19 protein-coding genes, 1 pseudogene and 3 CRISPR repeat arrays are annotated in these 26,826 nt (G+C 69.4%); of the genes and pseudogenes, 7 read left to right on the plus strand and 13 right to left on the minus strand.

Annotated features, from left to right (window positions below; all coding sequences use genetic code 11):
• Positions 1 to 170: 170 nt before the first annotated feature.
• On the minus strand, positions 171 to 782 hold the full coding sequence (locus tag EFK10_RS01675; RefSeq protein WP_164835765.1) for a hypothetical protein: 612 nt from the start codon (positions 780 to 782) through the stop codon (positions 171 to 173).
• A 416-nt stretch (positions 783 to 1,198) separates the two neighbouring features.
• Positions 1,199 to 1,899: direct repeats of the CRISPR family, unit length 29 nt; unit sequence CGGCTCACCCCCGCCTGCGCGGGGAGGAC.
• Positions 1,900 to 2,128: 229 nt separating this feature from the next.
• Between EFK10_RS01675 and EFK10_RS01685 the strand changes: the two genes are divergently transcribed.
• A complete protein-coding gene (locus tag EFK10_RS01685; protein ID WP_127354005.1) occupies positions 2,129 to 2,659 on the plus strand; it encodes a hypothetical protein in 531 nt (176 codons plus the stop codon).
• Positions 2,660 to 2,944: 285 nt separating this feature from the next.
• Here EFK10_RS01685 and EFK10_RS01690 read toward each other — a convergent pair whose 3' ends face one another.
• The 3 genes from EFK10_RS01690 to EFK10_RS46885 all read right to left on the minus strand — a co-directional run bounded on the left by EFK10_RS01690 (position 2,945) and on the right by EFK10_RS46885 (position 4,801).
• Positions 2,945 to 3,208, minus strand: a complete 264-nt coding sequence (locus tag EFK10_RS01690; protein ID WP_127354006.1) for an excalibur calcium-binding domain-containing protein — start codon at positions 3,206 to 3,208, stop codon at positions 2,945 to 2,947.
• Between the two features lie 282 nt (positions 3,209 to 3,490).
• Complete coding sequence (locus tag EFK10_RS01695) at positions 3,491 to 4,252, minus strand: hypothetical protein (protein ID WP_127354007.1); 762 nt, start codon at positions 4,250 to 4,252, stop codon at positions 3,491 to 3,493.
• 279 nt (positions 4,253 to 4,531) lie between these two features.
• Positions 4,532 to 4,801, minus strand: coding sequence for a hypothetical protein (locus tag EFK10_RS46885; protein ID WP_164835766.1), 270 nt, complete (start codon positions 4,799 to 4,801; stop codon positions 4,532 to 4,534).
• Between EFK10_RS46885 and EFK10_RS51820 the strand changes: the two genes are divergently transcribed.
• The 3 genes from EFK10_RS51820 (at position 4,782) to EFK10_RS52500 (ending at position 7,223) form a co-directional block, all read left to right on the plus strand.
• Complete coding sequence (locus EFK10_RS51820) at positions 4,782 to 5,003, plus strand: DUF3761 domain-containing protein (protein WP_127354020.1); 222 nt, start codon at positions 4,782 to 4,784, stop codon at positions 5,001 to 5,003. The genes EFK10_RS46885 and EFK10_RS51820 overlap by 20 nt on opposite strands.
• A 109-nt stretch (positions 5,004 to 5,112) precedes the next feature.
• The gene (locus EFK10_RS01705; protein WP_127354008.1) at positions 5,113 to 5,748 is read left to right on the plus strand and encodes a hypothetical protein; all 636 of its coding nucleotides are present in this window, start codon (positions 5,113 to 5,115) and stop codon (positions 5,746 to 5,748) included.
• Positions 5,749 to 6,148: 400 nt separating this feature from the next.
• Positions 6,149 to 6,665: direct repeats of the CRISPR family, unit length 29 nt; unit sequence CGGCTCACCCCCGCCTGCGCGGGGAGGAC.
• A gap of 261 nt (positions 6,666 to 6,926) precedes the next feature.
• Positions 6,927 to 7,223 (plus strand): DUF6225 family protein, encoded by a 297-nt coding sequence (locus EFK10_RS52500; RefSeq protein WP_127354009.1) that lies wholly within the window; start codon positions 6,927 to 6,929, stop codon positions 7,221 to 7,223.
• Between the two features lie 24 nt (positions 7,224 to 7,247).
• Here the strand turns inward: EFK10_RS52500 and EFK10_RS01715 are convergent.
• Positions 7,248 to 8,379 (minus strand): annotated as a pseudogene (locus EFK10_RS01715) (IS630 family transposase).
• Between the two features lie 600 nt (positions 8,380 to 8,979).
• On the opposite strand from EFK10_RS01715, the gene EFK10_RS01725 reads away from it, so the two are divergent.
• On the plus strand, positions 8,980 to 12,108 hold the full coding sequence (locus tag EFK10_RS01725; RefSeq protein ID WP_127354011.1) for a Tn3 family transposase: 3,129 nt from the start codon (positions 8,980 to 8,982) through the stop codon (positions 12,106 to 12,108).
• Positions 12,109 to 12,266: 158 nt separating this feature from the next.
• Here EFK10_RS01725 and EFK10_RS01730 read toward each other — a convergent pair whose 3' ends face one another.
• Positions 12,267 to 13,205, minus strand: a complete 939-nt coding sequence (locus EFK10_RS01730) for an SDR family NAD(P)-dependent oxidoreductase (protein ID WP_127354021.1) — start codon at positions 13,203 to 13,205, stop codon at positions 12,267 to 12,269.
• A 41-nt stretch (positions 13,206 to 13,246) separates the two neighbouring features.
• Positions 13,247 to 13,840, minus strand: coding sequence for a TetR/AcrR family transcriptional regulator (locus tag EFK10_RS01735; RefSeq protein WP_127354012.1), 594 nt, complete (start codon positions 13,838 to 13,840; stop codon positions 13,247 to 13,249).
• A gap of 110 nt (positions 13,841 to 13,950) precedes the next feature.
• On the opposite strand from EFK10_RS01735, the gene EFK10_RS01740 reads away from it, so the two are divergent.
• The gene (locus EFK10_RS01740; protein ID WP_164835767.1) at positions 13,951 to 15,384 is read left to right on the plus strand and encodes an MFS transporter; all 1,434 of its coding nucleotides are present in this window, start codon (positions 13,951 to 13,953) and stop codon (positions 15,382 to 15,384) included.
• A 338-nt stretch (positions 15,385 to 15,722) separates the two neighbouring features.
• On the plus strand, positions 15,723 to 16,733 hold the full coding sequence (locus EFK10_RS01745; RefSeq protein WP_127354013.1) for a recombinase family protein: 1,011 nt from the start codon (positions 15,723 to 15,725) through the stop codon (positions 16,731 to 16,733).
• Between the two features lie 974 nt (positions 16,734 to 17,707).
• Positions 17,708 to 18,407: direct repeats of the CRISPR family, unit length 29 nt; unit sequence CGGCTCACCCCCGCCTGCGCGGGGAGGAC.
• Positions 18,408 to 18,656: 249 nt separating this feature from the next.
• On the opposite strand, the gene cas6e is transcribed toward EFK10_RS01745, so the two are convergent.
• The 6 genes from cas6e to EFK10_RS01775 form a co-directional block, all read right to left on the minus strand.
• Complete coding sequence (gene cas6e, locus EFK10_RS01750; protein WP_127354014.1) at positions 18,657 to 19,325, minus strand: type I-E CRISPR-associated protein Cas6/Cse3/CasE; 669 nt, start codon at positions 19,323 to 19,325, stop codon at positions 18,657 to 18,659.
• Positions 19,322 to 20,203, minus strand: coding sequence for a type I-E CRISPR-associated protein Cas5/CasD (gene cas5e / locus EFK10_RS01755; protein ID WP_127354015.1), 882 nt, complete (start codon positions 20,201 to 20,203; stop codon positions 19,322 to 19,324). The genes cas6e and cas5e overlap by 4 nt, the downstream gene beginning before the upstream one ends.
• Positions 20,200 to 21,363, minus strand: a complete 1,164-nt coding sequence (cas7e, locus tag EFK10_RS01760) for a type I-E CRISPR-associated protein Cas7/Cse4/CasC (RefSeq protein ID WP_127354016.1) — start codon at positions 21,361 to 21,363, stop codon at positions 20,200 to 20,202. The genes cas5e and cas7e overlap by 4 nt, the downstream gene beginning before the upstream one ends.
• A gap of 54 nt (positions 21,364 to 21,417) precedes the next feature.
• Entirely contained in the window at positions 21,418 to 22,056 is a 639-nt protein-coding gene (casB, locus tag EFK10_RS01765; RefSeq protein ID WP_127354017.1) for a type I-E CRISPR-associated protein Cse2/CasB, read from the minus strand.
• 62 nt (positions 22,057 to 22,118) lie between these two features.
• Positions 22,119 to 23,678, minus strand: coding sequence for a type I-E CRISPR-associated protein Cse1/CasA (gene casA / locus EFK10_RS01770; protein ID WP_127354018.1), 1,560 nt, complete (start codon positions 23,676 to 23,678; stop codon positions 22,119 to 22,121).
• Positions 23,679 to 23,751: 73 nt separating this feature from the next.
• Complete coding sequence (locus EFK10_RS01775) at positions 23,752 to 26,628, minus strand: CRISPR-associated endonuclease Cas3'' (RefSeq protein ID WP_127354019.1); 2,877 nt, start codon at positions 26,626 to 26,628, stop codon at positions 23,752 to 23,754.
• Positions 26,629 to 26,826 lie beyond the last annotated feature (198 nt).

A 26,826-nucleotide genomic window follows, 5' to 3' on the forward strand; every position in this document is an offset into this window, starting at 1 on the left:
CGGGCCATCGGGGTCGTGCCGTCGGCGTCGGCGGAGCCGACGGCCTGCACCTCGACGTGGTCGCCGCGAGCCACCAGGCCCACCGCTCCCGGCACCGGGCCGTTGCTGACGTGCTTCTGCAGGAGGTCGTACAGGTTGGTCATCGGTCCACCATCAGGGGGTCGTCGGCTTCAGGTAGGTGTGGAAGACGCCCTCCGGGTCGTACGCGGCCTTGAGGGCCTGAAGGCGCCGCCACACGGCCGGAGTGTACGACCGCTGGGCCCGCGACGGGTCGGCGGTGAGGTCGGCTTCGGCGATGTAGTGGAGGCGGGCCAGAAGGGGGCGAGGATGAGCGTCTTGTCGGAGGGGGCGTCGGAGATCGACGCGGGGAGCTTCGGCAGGAGCGTGGTGAACGGCGTGTCGGACCAGGGGGTTTCCACGGCGTTGCGGTGGGCGGCGGGCCAGAACGCGTCGGACGCCTCGTAGAGGCCCGGGAAGGTCGTCGGCTTGTCGACCGCACTGTCGAGGGCGTGGTCGGCTAACGGGCAGTCCCGGAGGGGCTCCAAGGCCCGGCGGGCGTCGTCCGGCGAGGTCCCGAAGGCGGTGCCGGTGACGGAGATGACCTTGGGGCGCGGCGAGTTCGGCGCGAGGGCCGGGGCGGCGGTCGCGAGGGTGAAGGACGCCTCGACGTTCGCCGGGAGGCGCTCGGCGGCCTCGCTGGCCCAGCGAGTGACGGGTTCGACGTCCGCCAGGGGGAAGGTGTACGTGGTTGCCGCGATCGCCGCCGGGTGCATGAGCGCCATCTACTGGTCGCGGATCGACAACGTCTACTACTGCTGCGATCTGAAGGACACGCGCGAGATCGGTTTCGACGACTCCTTTTAGTACGAGGACTTCCAGAAGCCCCTCAGCGAGCGCAGGATCCAGGTCGCGCAGATCTTCCCCGAGATCGGCGCCCAGGCCTACCAGGCCTGGACGGACAAGAAGGACCGCCACCCGTACTGACCTCGCGTCAGAGGACGGCAACCCCGGACAGCCCCTGAGACCGGGCGAGTTCGTGGCCGAGTTGGCGTACGACGGCCATGTCGCTGAAGGGGAGCAGCTGGTCACCGATGATCTGGTGCGGTTCGCTGCCCTTGCCCGCGACGAGGACGATGTCGTCGGGCCCTGCGGCGGAGAGAGCGAAGGCGATCGCCAGGCGGCGGTCGTCGATTCGCTCGTACTCACCCCCGCCTGCGTGGGGAGGACAGCGGACCGTTCCCCGGCCGTACGCGCGCCATCGGCTCACCCCCGCCTGCGCGGGGAGGACCACCCCCATCGTCGTCAGCGCACCACAGTTGTCGGCTCACCCCCGCCTGCGCGGGGAGGACTACCCCTGGCACATGGTGCGGTCGGTCGAGTACGGCTCACCCCCGCCTGCGCGGGGAGGACGGGCTTCCGGTGCGTGAGGTAGGGGCCGCCTACGGCTCACCCCCGGCTGCGCGGGGAGGACGCAACCGCGTTGACGAACCCGCGCTCGGTCACCGGCTCACCCCCGCCTGCGCGGGAAGGACCTGATCAAGGACGGCGGGTCGCCGTACCTGCACGGCTCACCCCCGCCTGCGCGGGGAGGACGCCGGTAGGCGTCCGCGAGGTGGGCGGTTACGCAGGCTCACCCCCACCTGCGCGGGGAGGACGTGATGACCCCTTCGGGCGGGCTGCACCTGTACGGTTCACCCCCGCCTGCGCAGGGAGGACAGCACGAAGAGGGCCAGGTGCTGAAAATCGAGCGGCTCACCCCCGCCTGCGCGGGGAGGACCGGATCCAGAGATCGGCGAGGAATCCGTTGGTCGGCTCACCCCCGCCTGCGCGGGGAGGACGGCTGGCGCAGCGTCGACACCTTCCCCGTCGACGGCTCACCCCCGCCTGCGCGGGGAGGACTGGTCCGAGCCGTCCATGAGGGCCTGGTCCAACGGCTCACCCCGGGTGATCGTGACAACCCGCGGCCTGGCCGCCTTCGTGACCACCTTGGCCGGAGCCGTAATCACCTTGAAGGGCGCCTCACGGTAGCCGCTTCTATGCCAAACCGTAGCGTCACGGAACAGCAACACCACTTCCCCCACAGCGGCCGTTCCGGTCGAATGGGTCGCCACACACTAGAGAGGGACCAATGCACCACACCCGCGCCACCGTGCTATCCGCAGCCGCCGCCGTTCTGCTCCTCGCAGGATGCGGAAGTAGCGCCAGCACGAGCACGCCCGCCGCCAGCAGCCCGGCCGCGGCCCAAAGCTCCACCGCCGCCAGCACACCGCTCACCGCCACCACGGCATTCACTGGGATCGCCAAGACCGTCACCACGGCACGGCTCACCGGCACAGTCACGGCCGCCAACGACAGCAACCACCTGCTCGGCCGACCCAACCAGTACACGTCGAAGATCACGTTCGCCGACAGCCGCATCACCAAGGCCGATACCTCGGGCTTCAGCAAGGGTGATGTCGAACTCGGCGGCGCCATAGAAGTCTTCAGCGATCCGGCCGACGCCACGGCCCGCGCCAAGTACATCCAGGCCGTCACCAAGAGCATGCCTGCCCTCACCGAATACGACTACGTCCACGGCAGCACCGTGGTCCGCGTCTCCCGATTCCTCACGCCCAAGCAGGCGGGCGAGTACGAGACGGCAGCGGGCAAGCTCCCGTAAGAGCAGGCGCCATATAGGTTCCATCGCTCACCAAGAGCGCAGGTCCGCGATGCGGAGGTCCTCGTCTATCCGGCCGATCCGGTCGAATGAGCCACCACACGCTCAAGGGCGACCAATGCGCTACGCCTGGACATGCGCCCCCTATGCCGGTGCCTGGGGTCATGCGGCTGCCGCGCTGGGTGGCCGCGCCCAGCTTCGTCGACTGTGGCAGCCGCCCACGCAGAAGTCCTGGAGTGGGGTCTCGCCCGAAGCGCCGGGCGGGGCCTCATGCACGCCGGGGCCGCCTCAGGCTTCACAGGCGACCCAGTCACCATCGCGGTCGAGGCCTGACCTGTAACCCGGATCTCCCTGGTAGAGGGGCGCGGCCCCAGCAGCACGCGCCGCGCTGCAGTTCGCGTAGTACGTCGAGGTGCCACCACCTGAACCGCCTCCACTGTCGCCAGCAGCCTGGGCAGTGACCGTCGTCCGCACCGTGGTCGTGGCCTTCACCGCGACCGTTGCCGCCGGCTTGGGCTTCACCGTCTCGGTGGCGGTCGCCGTCACAGTCACTGTCGCAACAGGAACAGGCGACGACTTCGCTACGGGCTTGCTGCCAGACCAACAAGCTCGGCGAAGCCATCGCGTCCAAGCCCAGCGGTGGGGGCCAACTCATGCCCGCAGAAGGGGTGCGGCGATCTGCCGCACCCCCTCTTTCCTGGTACCAGGAAAGAGCGTGGTCAGTACCAAGGGTCCGGACTGGCCCGCCCCCTGCGTCAGCCACGGCTGCACGCCGCCCCGCCCTGAGAACACCCCGGCCGGGGCCCATTCTGTTGGCAGGCTCGGTCGCCCCTGTCAGTCGCCGAGGTGGCTGTCGGGTCCGTCATCTGTGGGCCCGTCGTCGGCCGCTGCGGGTTCGGCGGCCGGGGCCGGGCTGGCTCCGGCGCGGTCGTCAATGGTGATGGTGACGGGTTCGGCGCCGTCCCCGGTATGGGGTGCGGCGGCGACAGCGTTGACGGTCTTCTTGATGCGGTCGTATAGGTGCTTGGCGATGGCGGCTGTGCCTGGGTCGACGCCAGGGGCCTCGTGGACGGCTTGGAGGCTCGTGAGGGCGGCAACGAGGCTGGGGCCGCTCACGTCGACTTCGACGGTTCCGCTGTGGGCGGTGACTTGGCCGGGGATGTGGAAGTGCTGGTCTCGGCCGGCGTGTTCGACGAGGAATGCCCAGGTGTCGCGGTGGACGCGGAATGTGGCGCTGGAGATGCCTGCGGCGGCATGGAGGAGCTTGCCGTGGGCGTTGTCCTTGCTGGCGCCTTCTCGGGCCTCGTGTGCGCCCTGTGGGGGCTCGGCTGGGGTCTGCGGGTTGTAGGGCTGGGTGTTGGCGCGGATGGTGGCGAGGTCGGCGGTGATGCCGGTGAGTTGGCCGATGAGGCTCTCGCGGCTCTCGTTGAGGGCGCGGCGGACGTCGGCCCGGGTTTCGTTGAGGTGGTCGGCGACCGTGCGGATGGCGGTCTGCTCGACGCGGTCGATGGCGTGCTGCTGGTTGGCGATTTGCTGTCGGAGCGCGCTGATCTCGCTGCGCAACTGTTGCAGCAGGTCATTGCTGACGAATGGCACCCGTGTCCCCCTCGGATATGCATCGCTCCGGTTGAGGATCAGGCTTCGGATCTTTCACCCACAAGGATGCGAACCGGCCAACGGCTCACGCGTGCACCTTGCGGAACATGACGAGCCGCGCCACCCTCCAACCGGCCCCGCGAGACCCCCATCGCACCCCCGCTCACCTGCCCCGTATGTCACGGTCAGGCAACCATGTACCCCCCGGCGTACCGTGCCCCACCCCGCCCTGTAATGCTCCCCTCCACGTATCAACGCCTTGGGGGGCATCGTGTCGAATCAACAGTGGGGGCAAGGCTGGCCGGAGCCGCAGCCGGCCAGGCCGAGGGGCGGCTGGGGGAAGACGCTCGTCATCTTCATCGCGTCGTTCTTCGTGGTGTTCATCGCTGTCGTCGCGGCAAGGGGCGGGGGCAGCGGCAAGCAGGTTGCGGCTGTGGCGCCGACGGTGGCGTCCAGTGCGCCAGTGACGGCCGCGGTCGAGACGACGCAGGCCGCGACGACAGCACCGGCGACGAAGGCCGCCACGAAGGTGCCTGTCAAGTCGGCCAAACCGCGGGTCGTCAAGACCACTCACGCGGCCGCACAGGCTCCGGTCGCGACGTGCGCCTCGCACACGGTCGGGACGTGTGCCGCAGATTCGCCGCATCCGGCGGGGGCGATGGCGCAGTGCATGGATGGCAGCATCAGCTACTCCGCCCACTTCCAGGGGACGTGTAGCCACCACCACGGCGTCGAGTACTGGTACCAGTAGGCAGAAAGCCAACCCACAACAGGGCGCCCCCTCGCCCCCCTGTGCCCCGACGGGACCGCCACCATGATCGAACTCAGCTGCCCGGGGCAGCAGGGGGAAGGAACGACCCATGAGTGAAACGCCAGTCAGACAGAAGCGGCCGATGAGCACCGGCAAGAAGGTGGTCATCGGCGCCGCGGTCCTCGTGTGCGCGCCGGTCGTCATCGCCGGGATGGTCTCCGGCGCGAAGCAGGACCTCAGCAGCAAACCGGCCGCCGGCAAGAGCACCCCGACCCTTGCCGCCCCGTCGAAGTCCACGTTCAAGCTGACGCTGCCGCCTCACCAACTGGCGCCCGCCAGCAGGCGGCGCAGTGCAGCGTCGATCCTCCACACCAACGACGCGTACTACCGCGACGAGTTCAACCGCGGCGTGACCGTCATCGAGGCCCGCGGCGGCTCCGCCAGCTATCCGGCGTTCCACGCCTGGTACCAGAAGGCCAGCGGGGACGTGAAGCCCGGGACAACCGCGTTCCTGGCGGCCGACGCCAACTTCGACGCCAGCGACGAACCGGTCTCGATCAGGATTTGGCAGTACGACAACGGCACGCTCCAGGCCGACGTATCCACTCTCGTGCAGGACGGCCTGGATGTCGGCGGCCCCAACGACGCGGCGGCGCGGAGCAAGGTGAAGACGGACATCGCAAAGATGCACGCCGACTACGCGACCGCCGAGCACGACGCCGACCAGGTCGCCGCCGGGAAGTAGGCGCCGCTCCGCCGCGACGGAAGCGCCACGCTTCGGGCACGGACTCCCCGCAACCATGTCGGTCCGGGGCACGGGTGAGACTGTCGGGCTGACCGTCTCACCCGGCGGCCTGCATGGCCTTGGTCAGCTCCTCCTGCATGCGGTACCACGGTGAGCGGTGCAGGGCCCCGGCGAGCCGGTCGTACCGCCGAGTGGATTGCGCTGGCACCACACCCACCGAATGATCGACAGGAAAGGCACCCCGATGGGACGTCAGAAGCCGAACAAGCCACGTCGCCTCCGTGCGACGACCACCGTGCAGGAGATCCACACGCCGGAAGACCTTCAGGCCGCGATGGAGAAGATGATCCCGCCTGCGCGGGGAGGACTCCACGGTCGGCACCGAGGGCTTCGGTGCAGGCGGCTCACCCCCGCCTGCGCGGGGAGGACTCGAGCCGGGCGGCAAAGCTGCTGAGATCCTCCGGCTCACCCCCGCCTGCGCGGGGAGGACCGCAGCGGCATCGAGTAGCGATCCCCGGCGTACGGCTCACCCCCGCCTGCGCGGGGAGGACGTCCCCTCGGAGTCCGTCCGACCCTCCGAGTTCGGCTCACCCCCGCCTGCGCGGGGAGGACGAGGGCCCGCTCGGTGATCCCGCGCGCCGCATCGGCTCACCCCCGCCTGCGCGGGGAGGACAAAGATCGCGGCGATTCACTGTCCACATACACCGGCTCACCCCCGCCTGCGCGGGGAGGACATCCGCTGGACCAGCTCGGTTCCGCGTCGGCGCGGCTCACCCCCGCCTGCGCGAGGAGGACTCGGCGGCCTGCTCGGCTTCCACCCGGGCCTGCGGCTCACCCCCGCCTGCGCGGGGAGGACATCGCCGGGCCATTCGCCTTGTCTTCCACGAGCGGCTCACCCCCGCCTGCGCGGGGAGGACGGCCCCCTGATCCAGGACGGAAAGCCTCCCGTTGATGACGCTCTTTGAATTTCCCCGCCCTGTGCTCGGGGATGGGGCAGACCTGCTTACCCTGATTCCCCACCCACAGGCCGCTGAGCTGCGGTCGGACGTCACAGCGGATGAGCCGCCCGATAGCCAGCTAGTGCCGCATCAGGCAACGTTCACCCTGTTTACGCGGCGGCTGGGCGCAAGGTGATCAACGTTGGTTGATCAAAGACGCTTGCTTCTATCCTGTGCGGCATGGCTGATGACGTGAGGGTAGAGCGCTACCGGCATGAGACCGTGGAGCTGACAGTGGGGGAACTACGCGAAGCTCTCAACGGATTGCCGGCCGAGACTCCGGTGCGGATCGACGTGCCGCTGTATCCCAGGTCAGGTGAGATGCGCGACTCGGTCGACTCGAGTGGCAGCCACTTTGTGGTAAGCGGAGTCGTACTTCATGACGCGGAGTACCTCAGGCAGGACGAAGTCGTGCTGCAAGCGGACTTCTCCTCGGAGTGGTACGTCCGCCCTGTCGAGCCGAGTGCCGAAGAGTGACCTCACCCCGCACACAATGGCAGCTCAGGCGACGTTTGCCCGGGCGACCACCTCGCGTAGACGCTCGTCCTGGGCGTGCTTGTTCCGCCAGATGATGTAGCGGCGGATCATGCTGCCCTGCTCCTTGGCTGGCGTGGTCGGTGCCGTCGAGGGTGAAGTAGCGCAGGGCGGTGAACTGGGCTTCGATCCGGTTGAGCCAGGAGCTGTTGGTCGGGGTGTAGGCGATCTCGACGTTGTTGGCCTCGGCCCACTCCGCGACTCGGCGGCAGCGCTTGGTGGTCAGGTGCGGGGAGAAGTTGTCGCAGACGATGGCGATGCGTATGTCGGCCGGGTAGAGGCTGCGCAGGTAGCGGCAGAACTCCAGGAACTTTGAGCGGTTCTTGGTCTTCTTGATGTGCCCGTAGAGCTTGTCCTTGCCCAGGTCATAGGCAGCGAACAGGTGCCGGACACCGTGGGGGCGGGTGTAGGTCGCTCTCCGCCTCGGCCTGGGCTCCCGGTCGGGGTCCTTGTGCTTGCCGCCACGTTCGGCCCACTGCCGCCCGGGATGGGGCTGGAGGTTGAGCGGCCCGAACTCGTCCATGCAGAACACGACTGCGGGTTCTTCGTCCTCGGGTATGACCTCGCCGTCGGCGATCGCGTAGAGGTGTTCGACCCGGGCCTTCTTCGCGGCGTAGTCGGGGTCGCGGGAGGTCTTCCAGGTCTTCACGCGTTGAAAGGAGACGCCCTCCTCGCGGAGCAGGACCCGCAGGCCCTCGTGGCTGATGTCGTCGACCACCCCCTCGGCGACCAGGAAGTCGGCCAGCTTGGCCAGGCTCCAGGTCGAGAAGGGCCGGCCGTGCTCGGCTGGCTTGGACTTGGCGATCTTCTTGATCTCGCGCCGCTCGGGGAGTGTGAAGGTCCTGGGGCGTCCGCCCTTGTACTTCGGGTAGAGAGCCTGGAAGCCGTCGGCGTTGAAGTTGTGGATCACATCACGGACCCGGTCTGGGCTGGTGAACGTCACCTCGGCGATCTTCGCCACCGGCATGCCCTGCGCGGACAGCAGCAACATCTGCGCACGCCGCCACGTCACCACCGAGCCGGTGCCCCTCCGGACGATCCGCAGCAGCCGGCGGCCCTCATTGTCGTCGATCTCACGAACCCGTACTCGCTCTGCCACCCGCACAGCTTGACGGCCCGACGCCGCCCCAGCGATCACCGGGGCGGCGCGTCAATCACAAAGGGCGAACGTTGCCAGATGCGGCACTAGGTTCCGGGACGGGCCGAGCTGTCCAGGGTGGGCGAAGCCCAGCGCTCAGCACCGCGGAGGGCGCCCTTGACCAATCGGAACGGCCCGTACAGTCCACTAGCGAGCGCCGAGCGTTGTCTACTGCTGTCAAGCCAGTTGCCCTGGTCAGCGCCCCATCGACAGCTCAGGCAGTGAGCCACGCGAGTAGCTACCCGGAAGGTGAGGCCGGCGGCCCTCTGGCGGAGGCTCAACTGTGGTGAGAAGGGTGCGAAAAACTGATTTCCCGGATGTAGCATCCGGGAAATCAGTTGAAAGGGCGTCCCGCATGGCCGAGATAGCCGTTTGCCAGGACTGTTGCCAGATCGTCAGGATCGCCAAGGGTGGAAGTGTCGAGACCGGCCTTGGGGACCAGCGGTACAGCCGTTGGCGCTAAGCACTTGATCTTCGTCGTCTAGCACAGGTGATCGGCGTGCTGCGGGGGTTCGGAGGAAGATCCTCGACCGCTGGCCGGGGCTGATTACCGTCCGCCGCATGCCGGTGGAATTTCTGACTGATGAGCAGGCCGAGGCGTACGGGAAGTTCGCCGAGGAGCCGACGAGGCCCGAGCTGGAGCGTTTCTTCTTCCTCGATGACGAGGACCGGAAGCTGATCGCGAAGCGGCGAGGTGACCACAACCGGCTCGGCTTCGCCCTCCAGATGTGCACGGTCCGCTACATCGGGCTGTTTCTGGAGGACCCCCTGGCGGTGCCGTGGCCGGTGGTGGAGCACCTGGCGGCGCAGCTGGGGATCGAGGACGTTTCCTGCGTCAAGGAGTACACCGAGCGGTTGAAGACGGCGTACGAGCACGCTTGGGAGATCCGGGACGCGTACGGCTACCACCCGTTCGAGGACCACGCCCAGGGCAGGAGGTTCCGGGCGTTCCTGCACGGTAGGGCCTGGACCGCGCACGCCGAGGGCCCGAAGGCGTTGTTCGATCACTCGGTGGGCTGGCTGCGCCGGCACCGGGTGCTGCTGCCTGGGGTGAGTGTGCTGGCCCGGCAGGTCTCCGAGGTCCGCGCCATCGCGGAGAAGCGGTTGCACGCCACGGTCGTGAGGGCCGCCCGGCGGGTGGATCCGGCACTGCCTGGCGATCTGGTGGCCACGCTGAGGACGCCGGAGGGCAGGCGGTACTCGGAGCTGGAGCGGATGCGCCAGCCTCCGACGCGGACCACAGGTACCGCGATGAAGGGCGCGTTGCAGCGAGTTGAGGACATCGCGGCCTTCCAACTGGGCCGTCTGAAGCTGGAGCAGATCCCGCCGAACCGGCTGTCCGCGCTGGCCCGCTACGGGCTGGGCACCAAGGCGCCGAAGCTGGAGCGGACTCCGGAGCCCAAGCGCACGGCGATGCTCACCGCGGTGATGCGCCACCTGGAGGCCAAGGCGATCGACGACGCTCTGGACCTGTTCGAGATCCTGATGGCCACTCGGCTGATCAGCACCGCGAAGCGGTCCACGGACAAGCAGCGGCTGTCCACGCTGCCGCAGTTGGAGAAGGCTTCGCGGCTGGTGGCCAGGGCGGCGGCGGTATTCATCGAGGAGCTGGAGCTGATCGAGCAGAGCGGCTGTGATGTGGACGTGGCCGCGCTGTGGGCGGCGCTGGAGGAGGTAGCACCCCGAGCGGCACTGTCCAGCGCGGCCACAGTGGTGGTGAGCCTGGTCCCGGAGGACGACGGGACGGCGGAGTCCGCGCTGCGCGGGGCGCTGGCGCTGCGCTACAACACCGTCAAGCCGTTCCTGTCGCTGCTGGGCGAGACCTCGTCGCTCGGGGCGGCGACAGGCGGGGCCCGCGTCCTGGCCGGGGTGAAGAAGCTGCCGGCGCTGTCGCGGCGGAAGGTAGGCGAGAAACCTCTTCTACCGCGGGAGGTCGACAACAAACTGGTACCGGCGCACTGGCGCAAGGCGGTGTACGCGAACGCGGAGCTCGCGCAGGGGGCGGTGGACCGCGACGCGTACGTGGTGTGCGTGCTGGAGCAGCTGTTCCGTGCGCTCAAACGCCGCGACATCTTCGCCTCCCCCTCGCACCGCTGGTCTGACCCGCGCGCCCGCCTGCTGGACGGCAAGGGCTGGGAGGCGGTCCGCGAGGACGTCCTGGCCGGGCTGAGCCTGGAGGAGGACGCAGAGGAGCACCTGCGGGAGCTAACCGAGGTCCTGGATGCGACGTGGAAGCAGATAGCCGAACGTCTGGAGGAGGCAGGAGCGGACGCGAAGATCAGCATCGAGGTCCAGCCGAACGGCCGGGCGAAGCTGAACGTGGAGAAGCTCCACGCGCTCGGCGGGCCGAAGTCGTTGGCCTGGCTGCGCGACCGGGTCGAGAAGATGCTCCCGAAGATCGACCTGCCGGACCTACTGTTCGAGGTGCACGACTGGACCGGATTCCTGGACACCTTCGTGCACCTGGGCGACGGGAAGACCCGGATGAAGGACCTGACCACCTCGGTCGTCGCCTTGCTCGTTTCCGAGGCGTGCAACATCGGCATGACTCCGGTCATCAACCCGAACCACGAGGCGCTCACCCGGGCCCGGCTCGTCCACGTCGACCAGTACTACCTGCGCGCGGAGACCATCGCCGCGGCGAACGCCGCCCTGATTGAGGCCCAGGCGAAGGTGCCGATCGTCCAGCACTGGGGCAAGGGCCTGCTCGCCTCCGTCGACGGCCTGCGCTTCGTCGTCCCCGTCCGCACCATCAACGCCGCCCCCAGCCCCAAGTACTTCGCGAAGAAGAAGGGCATCACCTGGCTGAACGCCATCAACGACCAGGTCATCGGTATCGGGCAGATGGTGGTGCCCGGTACCCCGCGCGACTCCCTGTTCATCTTGGACGCCCTGCTGAACCTGGACGGCGGAGTGAAGCCGGAGATGGTGGCCACCGACAACGCCTCATACTCCGACATGGTTTTCGGCATCTTCAAGATGCTCGGCTACCGCTTCTCCCCGCGCTTCAAGGACCTCGAAGACCAGAGGTTCTGGAAAGCGCAGATGCCCGGCGCCGAGGCAGCGGGCGGGTACGGGCCGCTGGAGGCGCTGGCCCGCAACAAGGTCAGCGTGAGGAAGATCCTCACCGCCTGGCCCGACATGCTGCGGGTGGCCGGCTCCCTGGTCACCAACCAGGTCCGTGCCTACGACCTGCTGCGGATGTTCGGACGCGAGGGCCACCCCACCCCGCTGGGGCAGGCGTTCGCCGAATACGGGCGCATCGCCAAGACTCTGCACCTCCTCGCCGTAGTCGACCCGGTCGACGACACCTACCGCCGGCAGATGCACAAGCAGCTCACTGTCCAGGAGTCCCGCCACAAGCTCGCCCGTGACCTCTGCCACGGCAAGAAGGGCACCATCCACCAGGCATACCGGGACGGCATGGAGGACCAGCTAGGTGTCCTGGGCCTGGTTCTCAATGCCGTAGTGCTCTGGACCACGAGATACATCGACGCCGCCGTCGCCCAGCTCCGCGCCGAGGGCTACGAGATCAAGGACGAGGACATCGCCCGGCTCTCCCCGCTCAAGCACAAGAACCTCAACGTGCTCGGCCGCTACAGCTTCACCGCCTCCACCCCGGCCGGCGGCGGCCTGAGGCCGCTGCGCGACCCGGACACGGTCGAACTGGACGAGGATGACGAGGCGTAGAGGCCTGGCCGCTCCGCACCGCCGTCTGCGACCCGCATGCGGCCGCGCGCTCCTATCGGGCTGTCCCGGGCCCTCGCCCGTCTGATGACCACGCGGCCCGCCCGCGGCAACGGCAGGCCACTGTCACCTGCGCCGCCGGCTACCGATGCTGGGGGGCGTCAGGATGTGAAGGGGTCTACGCGGGTCAGTTGGGTGCTCGCTGTCCAGAGGGCTTGGCCGGTGGGCTGGTCGGTCATGTGGGGGTGGGGTGTTTCGAGGTGGGGTTTGCCGCTGAGGCCGAGCCTGCTGGGGCCCCACAGCTGGCCGCCTTGGACCTCCGGGTCGAGGGTGGCGCGGACGGCGGGCCAGGCGCCGGCGTCTTTGCCCTGGACGAGGAGTTTCGCCGGCAGGGTGAGGAAGTGCTGGGATCCGGAGCGCTGGTGGATGCCGGGGCGGGGCGGGGTGAGGGCGTCCAAGGCGCCGCCGGGGTGGGCGATCACGCTCATGCAGGTGCTGCCCGCGGCGCGCAGCCGGCGGTCGAGTTCGAAGGCGAAGGTCATCTGGGCGAGTTTGGAGCGGCCGTAGGTGCGCTTGGGGTCGTAGTCGCGTACGGATTGCAGGTCGTCGAGGTCGAGGCGCTCGGAGCGGGCGGCGAAGCTGCCCATGGTGACGATCCGGGCTGCCGGAGCCGCCTCCAGCCAGGGCGCCAGCCAGTGCACCAGGGCGAAGTGGCCGAGGTGGTTGGTGGCGAACATCAGCTCGTGGCCGCGCCGGTTCTGCTTGCGGGGCGGTTCGTCCAGTGCGATGCCCGCGTTGAGGACGACGGCGTCCAGGGCGTCGGTGTCCAGCTGGCTGACGGACGCCCTCAGGGAGGCGAGGTCGGTCAGGTCCAGGGGTATGTGCTGCACCTGGGACCCGCGGACGCGGGCGGTGATGGCTTCCACGGCGGCGGCGGCTTTCGCCGGGCTGCGGCTGCCGATGATGACGGTTGCTCCGGCGGTGGCGAGCTGCTCGGCGATGAAGTAGCCGATGCCGGCGTTGCCGCCGGTCACCAGCACGGTGGTGCCGTCGGCGCGCAGGGGCTTGTGAACGTTCCAGGCCACGGGGGCTCCTTGCAGGGTGTCGCGGGTGGGGCCCGTAGGCGGCGGTGGGGGCGTGATCAGAGTTCGGGCCAGCCCAGGTGGAGGCGGCGGAAGGCCTCGGCGAGGGAGGCCTTGCGGTCGGGGCGGCTCGATGCCAGGTCGGGGGTTTCCAGTACGTAGCGGGCCAGGAGGCGGTGGGATTCGTCGGGCTCGCTCTGGCCGGCGGCCTCCGCGAGCAGGAGGGCGAGCGGCTCTTGACAGGCCACCCAGACCTGACGTGCGTAGGCCCACAGCGCGGGAGTGTCCATGATCAGTTTTGACGCGCGCCGGTAGCGCTCGGGCAGGTCGTCTTCGTCGCCGAAGGGGGCCCGGCCGGCGAAGAAGGCGTGCAGGGCGTCCAGGGCCGAGCTGCCTTCGGGCCGGTTGCGGACCGCGTCGACCAGGGCTGCTTCCCGCTCCCCGCTGTCGTCGAGGATCAGGGCTTCCTTGCCCGCCGGGAAGTGCGCGAACAGGGTCGTGGTCGCGGTGTCCGCGGCCTCGGCGATCTGAGCGATCGTCACTTTCTCGTAGCCGTGCTCCAGGAAGAGTTCCAGGGCCGCGTCGGCCAGGGCCTTGCGGGTTGCCGCCTTCTTGCGTTCGCGCCTGCCAGGCGCGGCTCCAGTGGTCGCCATGACTGAAAGGTAGCACCACACACTTCAAAACACTACTCGTTGCAGTTTTAGTCATAGTTGTGTTTCAGTCTGCGTAGGAAATCCGATGCTGTTCACTCTTGGAGGCCGTAATGACCATCACCACCGAAGCCCGGCCTCCGACAGGAGCGGCACGGCCCGGCAAGCTCGCGATGTGGGCGGTCCTGCTCCTGGTCCTGCTCGCCGACGCGCTCGACATGATCGACGCGACGGTCACCAACATCGCGGCGCCCACGATCGTGGACGACATCGGCGGCGGCGCCGGTCTGATCAAATGGCTCGGCGCGTCCTACGCCCTGGCCATGGGCGTCCTGCTCGTCATCGGAGGACGCCTCGGTGACCGCTACGGTCAGCGCCGCCTCTTCCTGATCGGCATGAGCGGCTTCACCCTCGCCTCAGCGGCCTGCGGACTGGCCGGCGGATCCGGCGTGATGATCTTCGCCCGGATCCTGCAGGGCGCCTTCGGCGCGCTCCTCATCCCCCAGGGCATGGCGATCATCACCCGCCACTTCACGCCCGACATGCGACGTACGTCGTTCAACCTGTTCGGGCCGCTCCTGGGCATCGCCACGATCGGCGGCCCGGTCCTGGCCGGGTTCGTCATCGACGCCGACTTCGCCGACCTGTCCTGGCGGCCGATCTTCCTGGTCAACCTGCTCCTGGGCACCATCGGCGTCGCCTTGGCCGCCCGGATCCTGCCCCGCGACAACGCCGACCCGGCCGTCACCGTGGACGGCGTCGGCGCGGGCATCCTCGCCCTGGCCATGTTCGGGACGATGTTCGGGTTGATCGAAGGCTCCGAGTCCGACTGGAGCATCCTCTCTATCGCGGCCCTGACCCTCGGCGTGGTGTTCCTGCTGCTGTTCGCGCGCCGTCAGCGCACCGCCGCCGCGCCGCTCATCGAGCCCTCCCTGTTCCGCAACAAGGGCTTCACCTCAGGACTGCTGGTCGGGCTGATGTTCTTCGCCGTCACCAACGGACTGGCCTTCGTCATCTCCCTGTTCATCCAGCAGGCCCTGGGCACCAGCCCCGGCAGCGCGGCCGTGGGCATGCTCCCGCTGACCCTCGGCATCATCGCCGGAGCCGGAGCCGGCATGGCCCTGATCAAGAAGTTGGGCCGCACCCTCATCCTCGCCGGCATGCTGGTCACCCTCGCTGGCGCCGGCTGGCTCCTGGCCCTGGTGGTCACCAGCGGCACCGACGTCACCCTGCTCGCCCTGGCACCCGCCAGTGTCCTGGCCGGCATCGGCATGGGCGCCTGCTTCGGCACCCTCTTCGACATCACCATCGGCAACACCGACCCCGCCGAAGCAGGCAGTGCGAGCGGCACCCTCACCGCCGTCCAGCAACTCGCCACCGCGCTGGGCTCCGCCACCGTCACCACCGTCTACCTCCACGGCGGAGCCCCCGACCACGCCATGACCCTCGCCATCATCACCGTCATGACCGTCACCATCATCTGCCTGCCCTTCCTCGGCCTCCTGCCCAAGACCGCACCCGCCGACAGCCCGACCCCCGGCCACTGAACGCTCGGACGCATCCACCCGGCGACGGCAGACCGTCGCCACCCCAGCCGGTCCGCGCTCACCCGCAGCGCGGACCGGCGCCGCCAGTCACCGTGGTGTTCACAATGCGGTCCGCCGGCCCGGGGCGACCCGACGGGGCCATCAGTCGGACCCTCTGCCTTCGGCGGGATGTCCGCAGGTTCGACGGTTCCTGTCGGACCCTCCTCCACTCTCACAAATGACCATCTGTGAGAGTTCTGCGAGAGCGCCGGAAGTGATCACGTTTCCGCAGGTCGCTACTCGCAAAAGTCCTCTCGAAACCCGCGTGTTGTGCGAGGCACTTCTGAGAGACTCCCCGCATGGATCTCACGCCCGATCAGGCCGCATTGGCGGTAGAACGTCACAACTGCCCGAACTGTGACGCGCCTGCCGGCAGCGCCTGCCGCACCCGGGGCGCAAAGACCGCCGCGAAGTACCACACCCCGAGGTTCGTCCTTGTCCCCGCACTCCGCGAGGCACTGGAGATCCCGGTGCCCGCCGACCGCGGCCCCGGCCGCGCGTGGAAGCAGGGCCCGGCGCTCGCGGTCGTGCCCGCGCCCCGCACGGAGCGGCCGATCCGGATCGGGTACGCCCGCACCTCGACGGCCCGCCAGGAACTGGCGAGCCAGCTCGAAGCCCTTCACCGGGCGGCGTGCCACAAGGTCTTCAAGGAGCAGATCAGCACCCGCATCAAGGTCCGGCCCGAGCTGGAGAAGGCTCTCGCCCTGGCCCACCAGTTCAAGGAGGCCGCGCCCGAGACGCCGGTCATCTTCACCGTCCATGAGCTGAAGCGTCTGGCCAGGAACGCGGCCGAGCTGATGACCCTTTCCGCCGAGCTCCAGGACGGCGGCATCCAGCTCGAACTCCTCACCGGGCCGCTCACCGGGATCTACGACCCCAACGGCATGGGCGCCTTGTTCTTCGCCGTGCTCGCCGTGGCTGGGCAGATTGAGCGCAACTACATCCGGGAGAAGACCCTCGAAGGCCAGGTCATCGCCGCGTCCAAGGGAAATCACGGCGGGCGCCCGAAGGTCATCGACGACGACATGCTTACCTTCGCCGCCGCACTCAAGGACAAGGGCGTCCCCGTCCCCGACATCGCCAAGAAGCTCACCATCAAGGTCGGGAAGAACGCGGGCAAGTCCCCCTCGGTCGCCTCGCTCTACCGGGCGCTCGCGGAAGCCGAGGCCGCAGCGGTGGACGATGACCTGCCGCTGCGGCCCAAGCCCGTCCACATCCGCCGGCCCGAGGACCCGCTCACTGCCGAGGAGATCGACCTCCGCGAACGGCTCCAGTCCCAGCCCCATCCGAACGCCGAGATCCGCAACTGACAGCCGTGATCAAGGCTTAGCGCCAACGGCTGTACCGCTGGTCCCCATGGCCGGAGACCCACAGCAGTGAGCCCTACGGCGAGCGTGCGTGCGACTCCTCCGGTCTGCTGACAGGCCGCGTGGCGGACATCGTGGCCGCCAGTGCCCGAAGGGCTCACCCTGTCCGGCAGAGCAGTGCGTGGAAATCGTTGGCACCACCGGTGCGAGCCGCCGCGCCCGGAGGCTCGCCGCGCCTTCCCGCTGCCGCTCCCGACGCTATGCCGGCCCCGAAGTGGCTACCGCAGTGGAAGGGCGGAAGCCTGGCTTCGGTGGTACTTCCCGCCTCTGGATGGCTCGGTGTCTGGATTCCCGGCTACTCGAAGCCAACGCAGGCATACCGAGTGCAGAACCTGACGAAGCGCAATGTGACGTCAGCCTGGAGCGCGCGCATGGAGTGCTGGACGGTCAACAACCAACACTTCCAGTCCGTCGCGAACACACTGATGCGGCGTCACAAGATGATCATGGTAGGGCGCGAGTACAACCCCCGCGAGAAATGCACGGCGAGCTGCAAGACCGCCCTAGGGCCTTTGTGTACGTGTTCCTGCCAGGGCAAAAACATGGCGGAGGACGATGGATGGCCGGCTGGTCGGTGGCCGGAGAGTTCGATTCCGTGGTCAATGGCAACCCTTGGCACTGGATGGTGACCAGTACGGCTTAGCGGGGGCATCGACCTTCCGGTGCGATGCACGCCGACACCATGCACCGCACTTAACCTCATCCGAGCTCTGCGGCTGTTCCGATCGATCAGCTATAGAGACTGCCCCAGTGCGGATGCCTCGCGCTCGGTCTGAATCTGACGCGGTCAGTCTCGCCCCTCCTGCCTTGGCGACTCCCGCGTGGTGCGGTACGTCCTCCCCAGTCCTCGTTGCTCGTAGCAACCGAGTGGGGAACGAAGAGCAGCACGGGCCGTTTTCGGAGATCCTCATCACCGTCGGCTCACCCCCGCCTGCGCGGGGAGGACTCGTCATCATCCATGCCCATCTGGGCCATGGCCGGCTCACCCCCGCCTGCGCGGGGAGGACTTGTGGGCGGCGTAGAAGGCAGTCGGGTTGAGCGGCTCACCCCCGCCTGGGCGGGGAGGACGTCCCGGGCTACGTGCGCGGCTACCGCTACACCGGATCACCCCCGCCTGCGCGGGGAGGACGCGCCGTAGCCGTTGAACGTGGTGCTGGGGTCCGGCTCACCCCCGCCTGCGCGGGGAGGACGTTCCGCCGGCTGCGGGCCCGCCGATGCCCACCGGCTCACCCCCGCCTGCGCGGGGAGGACGACGGCGTGTTCGTCCTCAACTGGCTTGACGACGGCTCACCCCCGCCTGCGCGGGGAGGACAGAGTCTGTGTCGTAGCACGCTTCCGATACCGCGGCTCACCCCCGCCTGCGCGGGGAGGACACGCCTACGCCGATCCACGGCGGAAGGTGCGGCGGCTCACCTCCGCCTGCGCGGGGAGGACATCCAGGTCGACTCCGAGCTCGCCGCGAACCTCGGCTCACCCCCGCCTGCGCGGGGAGGACCAGGTGCGGCCACCGGCGTAAGCGGTGTACAGCGGCTCACCCCCGCCTGCGCGGAGAGGATCCTCGGGTCAACGGCTGGTCACAGCTCGCCGTCGGCTCACCCCCGCCTTCGCGGGGAGGACACCTGTCTCGGCAACGGGTGAAATGAGGTTCTGGCACACTTTCCGTGCCAGGGCACAGAGCGTCACGGGCTCCATGATCATCAGCGGGCATCATACGCACAGAACCTCGCATTCCCGCCGTGTGACATCTGCTCCAGATGGCGGGTGGTAACGCTCCGTTGCGCCAGCACGGAAAGTGTGCCAGAACCTGAAATGAGGGCCACGGACGGCGGATCAAAAGCGGACCACTCTGCGGCTTGGGGCATGGGGTTACCTTGCGGGGTTGGTGAGGGGTGCGAGGCTGAGCAGGCCGCAGCCGTAGGACTTGCCGCGGCCAATGCCTTCGAGGATCCGTTGCTGCAAGGTGGTGTGGTCGGTGACGACCGCGGTGCCTTCGAATCGGGTGCGGGCGTGTTTGATCTGGCGTTTGTCCTGATGCCGTTCGCCGCGGGCAGCGGTGAGCGGGGTGCTGTGGGTGCTGGTGAGTTTCAGGCCGGACCGTTCCTCGGCCTGGCGGGCCCACCACTCGTCCGCGTCGGCGCCGGACAGGGGGATGACGGCTTTGGCGCCGGTGGCCGCTCTGGTGGTGTGGCCGGGTTTGCGGACGGCGTTGGCGTCGATGCGGTAGCGGACCGCCAGCCCATTGGTGAGCAGGCCGATCAGCGCGGAGATGTCTTTGGTGGTTGCGGTTCCGTAGCCGGCGGGGAGCCGGCTGGGGTCGGGCCGTTCGCGGCTTTGCACGAGGACCTGCGGGCTGCGGGTGGGGCCGGCGGCATCCTCTATGCGGAACAGGACACCGAGGCTGTTGCGGGCGGTGGGGCCCAGGTCGTCGGGGAAGAGCATCATGAGCCGGTGGTGCATGCCCACCGCGCTGGCGAGGTCGCGGCGCACATCGCGGTGGCGGAGATCGGGCTGGATACGGGTGAGCCACAGCGTCATGCCGCGCCTCCTTGCTTTTCGCTGGCCGTGGAGTTCAGGTAGGTGTGCAGGGCGGTCAGGTAGTTGGCGCCGAGTCCGCCGCGGGGGGTGTCGGGGAGGTGGACGCTGCGGCGGTAGACCGGGCGGGCCCGGTAGGTGCGGCGCCGCGGGGACAGATCCAGCGGATCGTCGGTGACCTCGCCGACGGGTGCGCTGCCGTCGAGGTGGTCCGGATTGGGACCGGCCGATGGGATCGGGAGGCGGTGCAGTGGGGCATCACTGTGGAAGTCCACGCTCTTGCCTCGGAACTGCTCGGCGGGCGGGTTGGAAGTCGGCTGGCGCAGGGGTGTGCTGGCGCAGGCCAACGGGAGTCGGACGAGATGGTGGAGCGGGTCCTCGAGCAGGCCGATCAGCAGGGGTCCCTCGGGCGGGCAGGATCTGCGGCCCAGGTAGGGCGGCCAGACCGGGTGCCGGAGGGCGTCAGCGCACTCGCGCAGCAAAGCGGTGTCGTTGCCGGTGAGGGCGGCGGTGAAGGCCGCGTCGGCGAGGTAGCTGCGGTGGGACAGCAAGGTGGCTTGGGCCTGGGGGCGTTTCTTGCCTTCGGCGGTGGTGACGGTGCCTTTGGCGGGCAGGCCGCCGCCGACGGTGTGCAGGTCGCGCAGGAGCACGCCTCCCCGGTCGGTGCGGCTGGTCAACGACAGGCGGGCCAGGTCGTCCACCGCCTCGCCGCGGCGACGGCCCAGGCATGCGGCGAGCAGCCCGATGATGCCCGAGCGGGTGGGGAAGCGGGCGGTGTCGCGTTCGTTGAATGCGCTGTGGGTACCCCAGGATTGCAGCGGGCCGGCCAGGTGCAGCAGAATCCCGGCGGGCGCGTGCCCCGGGTCGTCGGCGGGGGTCATGCCTGGGTGCCCTCGGCGAACGCGGCGGTGACGGCCGCGTCGATGAGGTCGGGGTAGGAGTCGGCCCGGCTGCCGAGGCCGCCCAGCTCCTTGGTCTCCAGGCTGGCCCAGCCCGACTTCAGCAGTCCGCGGCCGCCCAGCAGGCCGCCTGCAGCGGTCGCGTAGTCGTCCAGGGCCTGGCGGGAGGGCGCGGCGAACCCGCCGGCGCGATCCGCGGTCACGGGCTGCTCGAACGCCGCGGCGTAGGAGAGGGGCCGGTCGCTGCGCACCGTGAGGTGGACGAGGTCGGGGATGGTGTGGGGGGCGGTCGCGGTCTTCTTGGCCTCGGGCAGCGACAGCACGAACGCCTCGATGAACGCGGCGGTGAGTTCCCGGGCGGATGCCAGGTCGCCGCCGATGTTGCGCAGGAGGTCGTCCAGGTCGATGGTGGCGTAGCGGTAGAAAACGCCGGCGCTGTATTCGGTGCTGCCCATGTGGGCGCTGCCGGTGGTGTCGTTCCAGGCGTCGGTGATGTCGTCGACGGCTGCGAAGTAGTCGATTTCGACGTCGGTGCCGTGGGTGGTCAGGGCGTGGGCGACCTGGACGGCGCCGTCGACGCCGGCGTCGTCGATTTCGGCGAGCATGCGGCCGAAGAGGTTGATGACGCCGTTGCGGGAGCGGAGGATCTGGTCGATGTCCTGGGTCGGCAGAATGCTCTTGCCACCCTTCTTCATGTCCTTGGCCGCTTCGAGCTGTTCGCGGTGGGCGTCGGCGATGTCGGCGAGTTCGTCGACGGCGGTGGCGGGGATGTAGACCATGGCGTTGGTGCTCCAGGCCGGGTCGTCGTTGGACGGCGGGTCGGCCTTGATGCTGGAGCCTGCTGCGATGCGCTGGCCGGCGCGGCGGGCGAGGTCAGCGGGCCATTCCCGGTGTTCGCGGAGCGTTTTTTCGACGGCCTCGCCGATGCGGCGGGTGCGCAGGGCCTGCTGTCCGATGGTGTGTTGGAAGTAGCGGCGTACGGCGCGCTTCCAGCACTGGCTGCTGACCCGGGTGCGTTCGCGGTCGCCGTACTGGACGGTCTTGACGGAGTTGGTGTCGTCGCGGTTGAGGTTGGAGTAGGGGACGGACTGCAGGACGTGAATGCAGATGAAGCGTCTGGGGATGCCGGCGGGCTGGGTCATGACGTGGTCCTTACGCGTTGGGTGGGTGTCGGTCCGGGCGGGCCGGGTGGAGGGTTACTGCTGGTCGTCGGCGTGGCTGTCCGGTGTGGTGTCAGCGGTTTGCCGGGCGGCGTCGAGGGTGGCCTTGTGGCGGGCGCGGTAGAAGTCCTGGAGCCAGCGGCGGCCGATCTCCTTGCGGTCGCGCGGCCAGGCCCGCAGGTGGACCAGGAGCTGGGCCCAGTCCGGTGGCGTCTTCTTGTCGCACAGCTGCCGCACCGCTGCGGGCAGGTGGCGGTGCAGTCCCGGCGTGCTCTGCCGGGTGAGCAGGTTCAGCCTCGTCTCGGCGGCGTTCTCGCGCAGTCCGTTGCGGCCGTCCGCCGAGACCGCCGCGGCGAACGTCAGCCCCAGCGACGTGCCGTAGGGGGCGCGAGCGGCGGATGAGTCGCCGTCTGTGGGCGTGCTGCCGTCAGCCGGGATGCGGCCGGCCCGCAGCGCCTCGGACTTCTGCGCGGCGATCAGCGACGCCACGGTGTAGAAGGCGCGCTGCGTGTCGTCGTCCCGCACCGACAGCGGGAGCAGGGGGGCAACGATGCGGTGCATCCGCGGCACTTCGTCCAGCGGCTTGCCCAAGCCGCTGCGCAGCGCGGCACGCGCGCCCGGGTCGGCGGCGCAGACCGCTTCGATGCGGGCGACGAAGACCCTGGCCTGCGTCATCCAGGGTGATGGTGCGCCGGCGCCGGCGGTTGGTGCCGGTGCTGCGCTGATGTGGGTGTCTGTCATGGGGTCTCCGTCTCGGTGCCGCCTGGTGCGGCAGGGGTGCGGGCAGCCTGTGGGCCAGGCTTCTTGGGGCGTCCTCCGTACAGTTCGATGCGGGCGCTCTCGCGTGCCTTCGCGCCCCGCAGGGTGCCGGCCGCGGTCTGCGTGACCTGGTCGTAGACGCCTTCGGCGATCTGCCGGAAGGACCGCGCGGCGCCGTCGAAACGCCGCTCACCGAGCCGCTGCCAGAACTCCGCCTCCGCAGCCGGCCAGTACCGGGCTGCCGCGTCCCGCGACCACGCGCAGTCCTCGGCCTTGCGGGCGTTGCTGAAGACCGCCCAGGCCTGCTTCGTCGCCCGGTTCAGCCGCGACCCGGCCGACTCCCCGCTGATCCGCAAGCCGGCGACCATGTGGGCGGCCTCGGGATCGCGTTCCTCGGCCAGCGACAGGACCGGCGGCGTCGACGCCGACACAAGCTGCGTGTCCTTGGCCTGGCCCTCCTGCTCGATCCCCAACGCCTGCACCCGCAGGTCCTCGAAGCCCAGGTCCACGGCGCTGTCGAACACGCGAGGCCGCCTGACCTCTTTGCCCGGCACCTCCTTCAGGAGCAGCGCGTCCAGGTCACGCCACAGCGCCCGCCCGGAATCCGCGTACCGGGCGTAGGGGTTGCCGGCCTGGCTGATCTGCCAGATCAGGAAGTCGTCGTCCCGCGGCAGCCTGTCCCGGAACGCCCACGTGATGTATGCGTCCCTCACCTCCAAGCCGGTGTCGTCGGGAACCAGGAGCAGCGCATGCTGGGAGCGGGCGGTCAGACCGGACAGCTGTCCGGTGACGACATTGTTGAGGGTGAGCGGGTCGGGCAGGTCATCGCGCTCCCACGGGCACAGATCCACCTCGGGGCGGGCGTAGGGGCCGGGTTCGACCACTCCCGCAAGCAGCGTCTCGAACAAGGTCTGGCCCACCGGGTGGTAGGACAGGGCGCTGCGCAGCGGCCCGGCAGTCGAATTGGCTTCTTTCTTCCCGTCGACGGTCCGGGCCGAGCACCTGCCGGACGGCCCGTAGTACCGCCACACCAGCAGATGCTGCAGTGCGTCCGCGGAGCTGAGGTGGTCGGGCCGCGAGTCGACTGCGTGCTGGAACCAGGAGTGGTTGGATCCCGACGGCCGGGTCGTGACCAGCTTGTTCACTCCGGCCGGCTTGTCGCACTCTTCTGCCAGTCGCGGGTCCTGCAGGAAGGGGCGCTGCGGGTCGTACAGGCGGAACCGGTCACGGTAGCGGTCGGCGTAGGCGTCGATGGCATCCGCCGCGAACCGGCCCTGGTCCAGCACCTCGTAGCGGCGCTCGTGCCACCCGTCCGGCGCCTCCAAGCCGGTGATACGGGCCGTCAACGCGTACAGCACCCGGTACAGGGCCGACAGTGCGGGCGGCAACGGCACCGCGATGCCGGCGATCTCGTGTGCGCGCGTCAACAGGTCCCGGAACCCGACCGCTTCGGGCCGGTCGTCGGGCGGCGTGTGCTCCGCCCAGCGGACCGGCACCGCGGGCCGGTCCCAAAGGTCGTAGAGGTCAGCGACAGGCATGGGGCCCCCAAAGGGAAAGTGGGTGAGTTACCGCCGCTCCCGGAGGAAGCGGCGGTGCGAGCGGTAGGGGGTTCTAGGAGCGGCGAAGGCCGATGTCGGACATCGTCAGCGTGTGGTCGCCGACCCGGCACGACCAGCTGATGCCGGCCGGATCCCCGTCCAGCAGCTGCTGCGGGGTCGGGGTCATGCGCAGGACCACCAGATCGGACAGGACCGGCTGGTCCGCCCACCCTGCGGGTACTTCCCGGTCGGAAGCGCGCCCGGCCAGCCACCGCCCCGGAACCGGCACGGTCTGGCGCATGACCGCCCGGACACCGTCCCTTTCCAGCCGCTTGCCGCCGTCGGTACGATCTGCGGCCGGAACGGGGATCTCGCCTTGCGGATCGAGCGTCCAGCCTCCGTCGGGCTGCCGGTACAGGCACACGGCCCGCTCGGAGTCCGCGCCCAGCCGAGTGGTCACCAACGCCTCGTCCAGCAGGCCGGCACGTTCGCCGCTCAACCTGGCCAAATTCACCAGGCCGCTCGGCGGCGGCACAGCCGTCATCGCCGCCAACTGCTGCTCGGCCAGCTCCGACGCCTCACGCTCGGCATCCTGCCGGCGCAGCTCCGCAGCCACCGCGGCCGGCAAACGGTCCGCGAAGTCCTCCGCATAGACGGCATCCACGAGCCGCTGCACATCACCGGGCACCGCGATCCCCCCGGGCTGCGACTCCCGCAGCAACACCGAGGTACGCCGCAGCAAAGCCGCGTCGTACACCGTCCCCCACGTGCGCGGCACCGCGACCTGCCCGTCGACGGCAGGTTCCAGGACGACCAGCCGAGGATCGTCACCCACCCAGTCGGGGCGCCCCTTGCGCTCGTGCCGCATGCACCGGCCCGCCCGCTGCAACAGCTGGGCCAGCGGGGCCAGATCCGTCACTACCAGGTCGAAGTCCAGGTCGAGTGACTGCTCCACCACCTGCGTGGCCACCAGGATCGCCCGCCGCGGCCGCCGGCCCGGCGCGTCATCGGACCGGGGCTTGCCGAACGCCGCCTCGCAAGCGTCGGTGATCTCCCTACGCCGCTGCGCCGGAAACCGCGAATGCAGCAGCATCAGCCCCTCCGGCTCGGCCGTCAACTCGGGGAACCGGGCCTGCAGCAGCCGATACGTACGCTGCGCCTCCGCCACCGTCGTGCAGCACACCAGGGCGCAGCCGCCCTCGGTCACCACCGGCTCCAGATGCCGAACCAGCGCCGCACTGCGGGTACCAGCCCCGACAGCGTCTGTGCCCCGGAGGCTGGTGCCCCATGCCACGCTCTCGACGTCCAGCCGCACGGTGCGGGGCCTGCCGCTGGCCACCGGCCGCGGGGACGACACCGCACCGCTGCCGCCGTCCACATACAGCCAGCCCGGATACACCGGCTCCACCGCCACCGGATCCTTGAAACCGCATCCCCGCCGGTAGGCCTCCACCAGCGACGTCGCCGAACGGCCCGCCAACGTCGCCGACAACAGCACCACCGGCGTGCCCATCGCCCCCAGCCACTCCAGCAACCGCACCAGCAGACTGTGCATCCACGGCCCGTAGGCATGCGCCTCGTCCACCACGAACACCTTGTTCGACAAACCCAGCAGACGCAGCACGTTGTAGCGGACCGGCAGCACACCGGTCAGCGCCTGGTCGATCGTGCCCGCGCCCAATGGGGCGAGCAGACCCCGTTTGGCGCCCCGCAGCCACTGCCCGGCGTCGGTGGCCGTGTGCGCGTCGGACACCGTCGCCCCCAGGCCCCCGCCGACCGCGGCGTCCAGCGTCGTCGCGGCCTGTCCGTACGCGTCGCTCAGCCACGCCATGCTGTGCAGCAGCGTCAGGGCCCGGTCCCCGTCCACGTTTGCCTCGGCGAAACCGGCAACCCGGCCGAACATGGCGTCCGCCGTGGCCATCGTCGGCAGCGCAAAATACAGGCCGCCCGCCCCCGAGGCCCGTGCCATCACCGACGCCGCATGCAGCGCCGTCTCGGTCTTGCCGTCGCCGGTCGGCGCGGTGACCAGCAACAACCCTCCTCCCCCGCCAGCCGCCAGCCCCGGCAAACCCTGGGCCACAGAAGCCTGCAAAGCATTGGGCACAAACGGGAACTGCTCGCCGAAACCGCGGGCAGGAAACCGCGCCACACCCAGCCGGGCGGCCGCCACCACAGCCCGGGCCTGCGCAACGGCCCCATCCCAGTGCCGCTGCAACTCCCCCTCGCCGGCGCTCCAACCCGGCACCGGCAACCGTGCCTCGATCACGCTCTCCTGGCTCACCAGCCAGTCCGCGACCACGATCATCCCCAGGAACCGCACCGCAACATCCGCCGGCAACGCCCGCTCCAACGCCGGCACCCCGGCGTCGCCGCCCACCAGGTGACGCACCGCCTCCGCATGCGCGCGTCGCTGCACCGCCCACCCGGGCCCGCCCAGCCCCGGCATCCACCCCTCAAGATCCTTCAGGTGCTTGATCTCCAGCGCGCGCTGGAAGCAGCCGTGATGGCCCCCCAGCAACTGGGCGACCTGATGATGCGGAGATTGGGAGGGAGTACGTGCCTGGGGGTAGTTCCACTCGGCCAGGATCTGCGTCAACGCCCAGTGCCCGGCCACGTCATGACGCAGCCTCTCCCGTTCAGCGCCCGGCTCGTGCACGTACGCGGGGTCGTCGGCCAGCGCCTTGTACCCCTCGGCCACCATCGCCTGGAACGGCGGGCTGATCTTCCCGACGTCGTGCAGCCCCGCCCACAGGCACAGCCACTGCCGACACACCTCCACCGGCACACCAAGCCGCCGGGCCGTCCGCGCCCTGGCCTCATCGGTCAACGTCACATCCCACAAAGCCCCCGCAACCGCCGCCGCATCCAGCAGATGACAGATCACCGGGTAAGAGCTTGCAAGGCCCCTGTGCTTCCCCCACAGCCGCACATCCACAGCCGGCACCGTCATACGGCACCCCCCATCTCCCCTGCGGCACAGTCACCGCGAATACAGAGATAGCAGCCACCACCGACAACCCATCCCCAACCCCCGGGAATTACCCGCACTCCGGAACCTGTCAACGTGATTAAGGCAGGTAGATCGTTCTATCCCTGTGCCGGGATTGTTTGCTCGTCCGGTCGGGGTTGGTCGGGCTTGTTGATCCAG

Origin of the sequence: Streptomyces soli, from assembly GCF_003999195.1 — a bacterium.
In the GTDB taxonomy this organism is placed as follows: domain Bacteria; phylum Actinomycetota; class Actinomycetes; order Streptomycetales; family Streptomycetaceae; genus Actinacidiphila; species Actinacidiphila soli.

What these genes read in the sequence shown, in the direction of transcription:
- EFK10_RS01675 (WP_164835765.1), bottom strand. Translation starts at nt 782, where the DNA reads ATGGCGCTCATGCACCCGGCGGCGATCGCGGCAACCACGTACACCTTC.
- EFK10_RS01685 (WP_127354005.1), top strand. Translation starts at nt 2,129, where the DNA reads ATGCACCACACCCGCGCCACCGTGCTATCCGCAGCCGCCGCCGTTCTG.
- EFK10_RS01705 (WP_127354008.1), top strand. Translation starts at nt 5,113, where the DNA reads ATGAGTGAAACGCCAGTCAGACAGAAGCGGCCGATGAGCACCGGCAAG.
- EFK10_RS52500 (WP_127354009.1), top strand. Translation starts at nt 6,927, where the DNA reads ATGGCTGATGACGTGAGGGTAGAGCGCTACCGGCATGAGACCGTGGAG.
- EFK10_RS01725 (WP_127354011.1), top strand. Translation starts at nt 8,980, where the DNA reads ATGCCGGTGGAATTTCTGACTGATGAGCAGGCCGAGGCGTACGGGAAG.
- EFK10_RS01735 (WP_127354012.1), bottom strand. Translation starts at nt 13,840, where the DNA reads ATGGCGACCACTGGAGCCGCGCCTGGCAGGCGCGAACGCAAGAAGGCG.
- EFK10_RS01740 (WP_164835767.1), top strand. Translation starts at nt 13,951, where the DNA reads ATGACCATCACCACCGAAGCCCGGCCTCCGACAGGAGCGGCACGGCCC.
- EFK10_RS01745 (WP_127354013.1), top strand. Translation starts at nt 15,723, where the DNA reads ATGGATCTCACGCCCGATCAGGCCGCATTGGCGGTAGAACGTCACAAC.
- cas6e (WP_127354014.1), bottom strand. Translation starts at nt 19,325, where the DNA reads ATGACGCTGTGGCTCACCCGTATCCAGCCCGATCTCCGCCACCGCGAT.
- cas5e (WP_127354015.1), bottom strand. Translation starts at nt 20,203, where the DNA reads ATGACCCCCGCCGACGACCCGGGGCACGCGCCCGCCGGGATTCTGCTG.
- cas7e (WP_127354016.1), bottom strand. Translation starts at nt 21,363, where the DNA reads ATGACCCAGCCCGCCGGCATCCCCAGACGCTTCATCTGCATTCACGTC.
- casB (WP_127354017.1), bottom strand. Translation starts at nt 22,056, where the DNA reads ATGACGCAGGCCAGGGTCTTCGTCGCCCGCATCGAAGCGGTCTGCGCC.
- casA (WP_127354018.1), bottom strand. Translation starts at nt 23,678, where the DNA reads ATGCCTGTCGCTGACCTCTACGACCTTTGGGACCGGCCCGCGGTGCCG.
- EFK10_RS01775 (WP_127354019.1), bottom strand. Translation starts at nt 26,628, where the DNA reads ATGACGGTGCCGGCTGTGGATGTGCGGCTGTGGGGGAAGCACAGGGGC.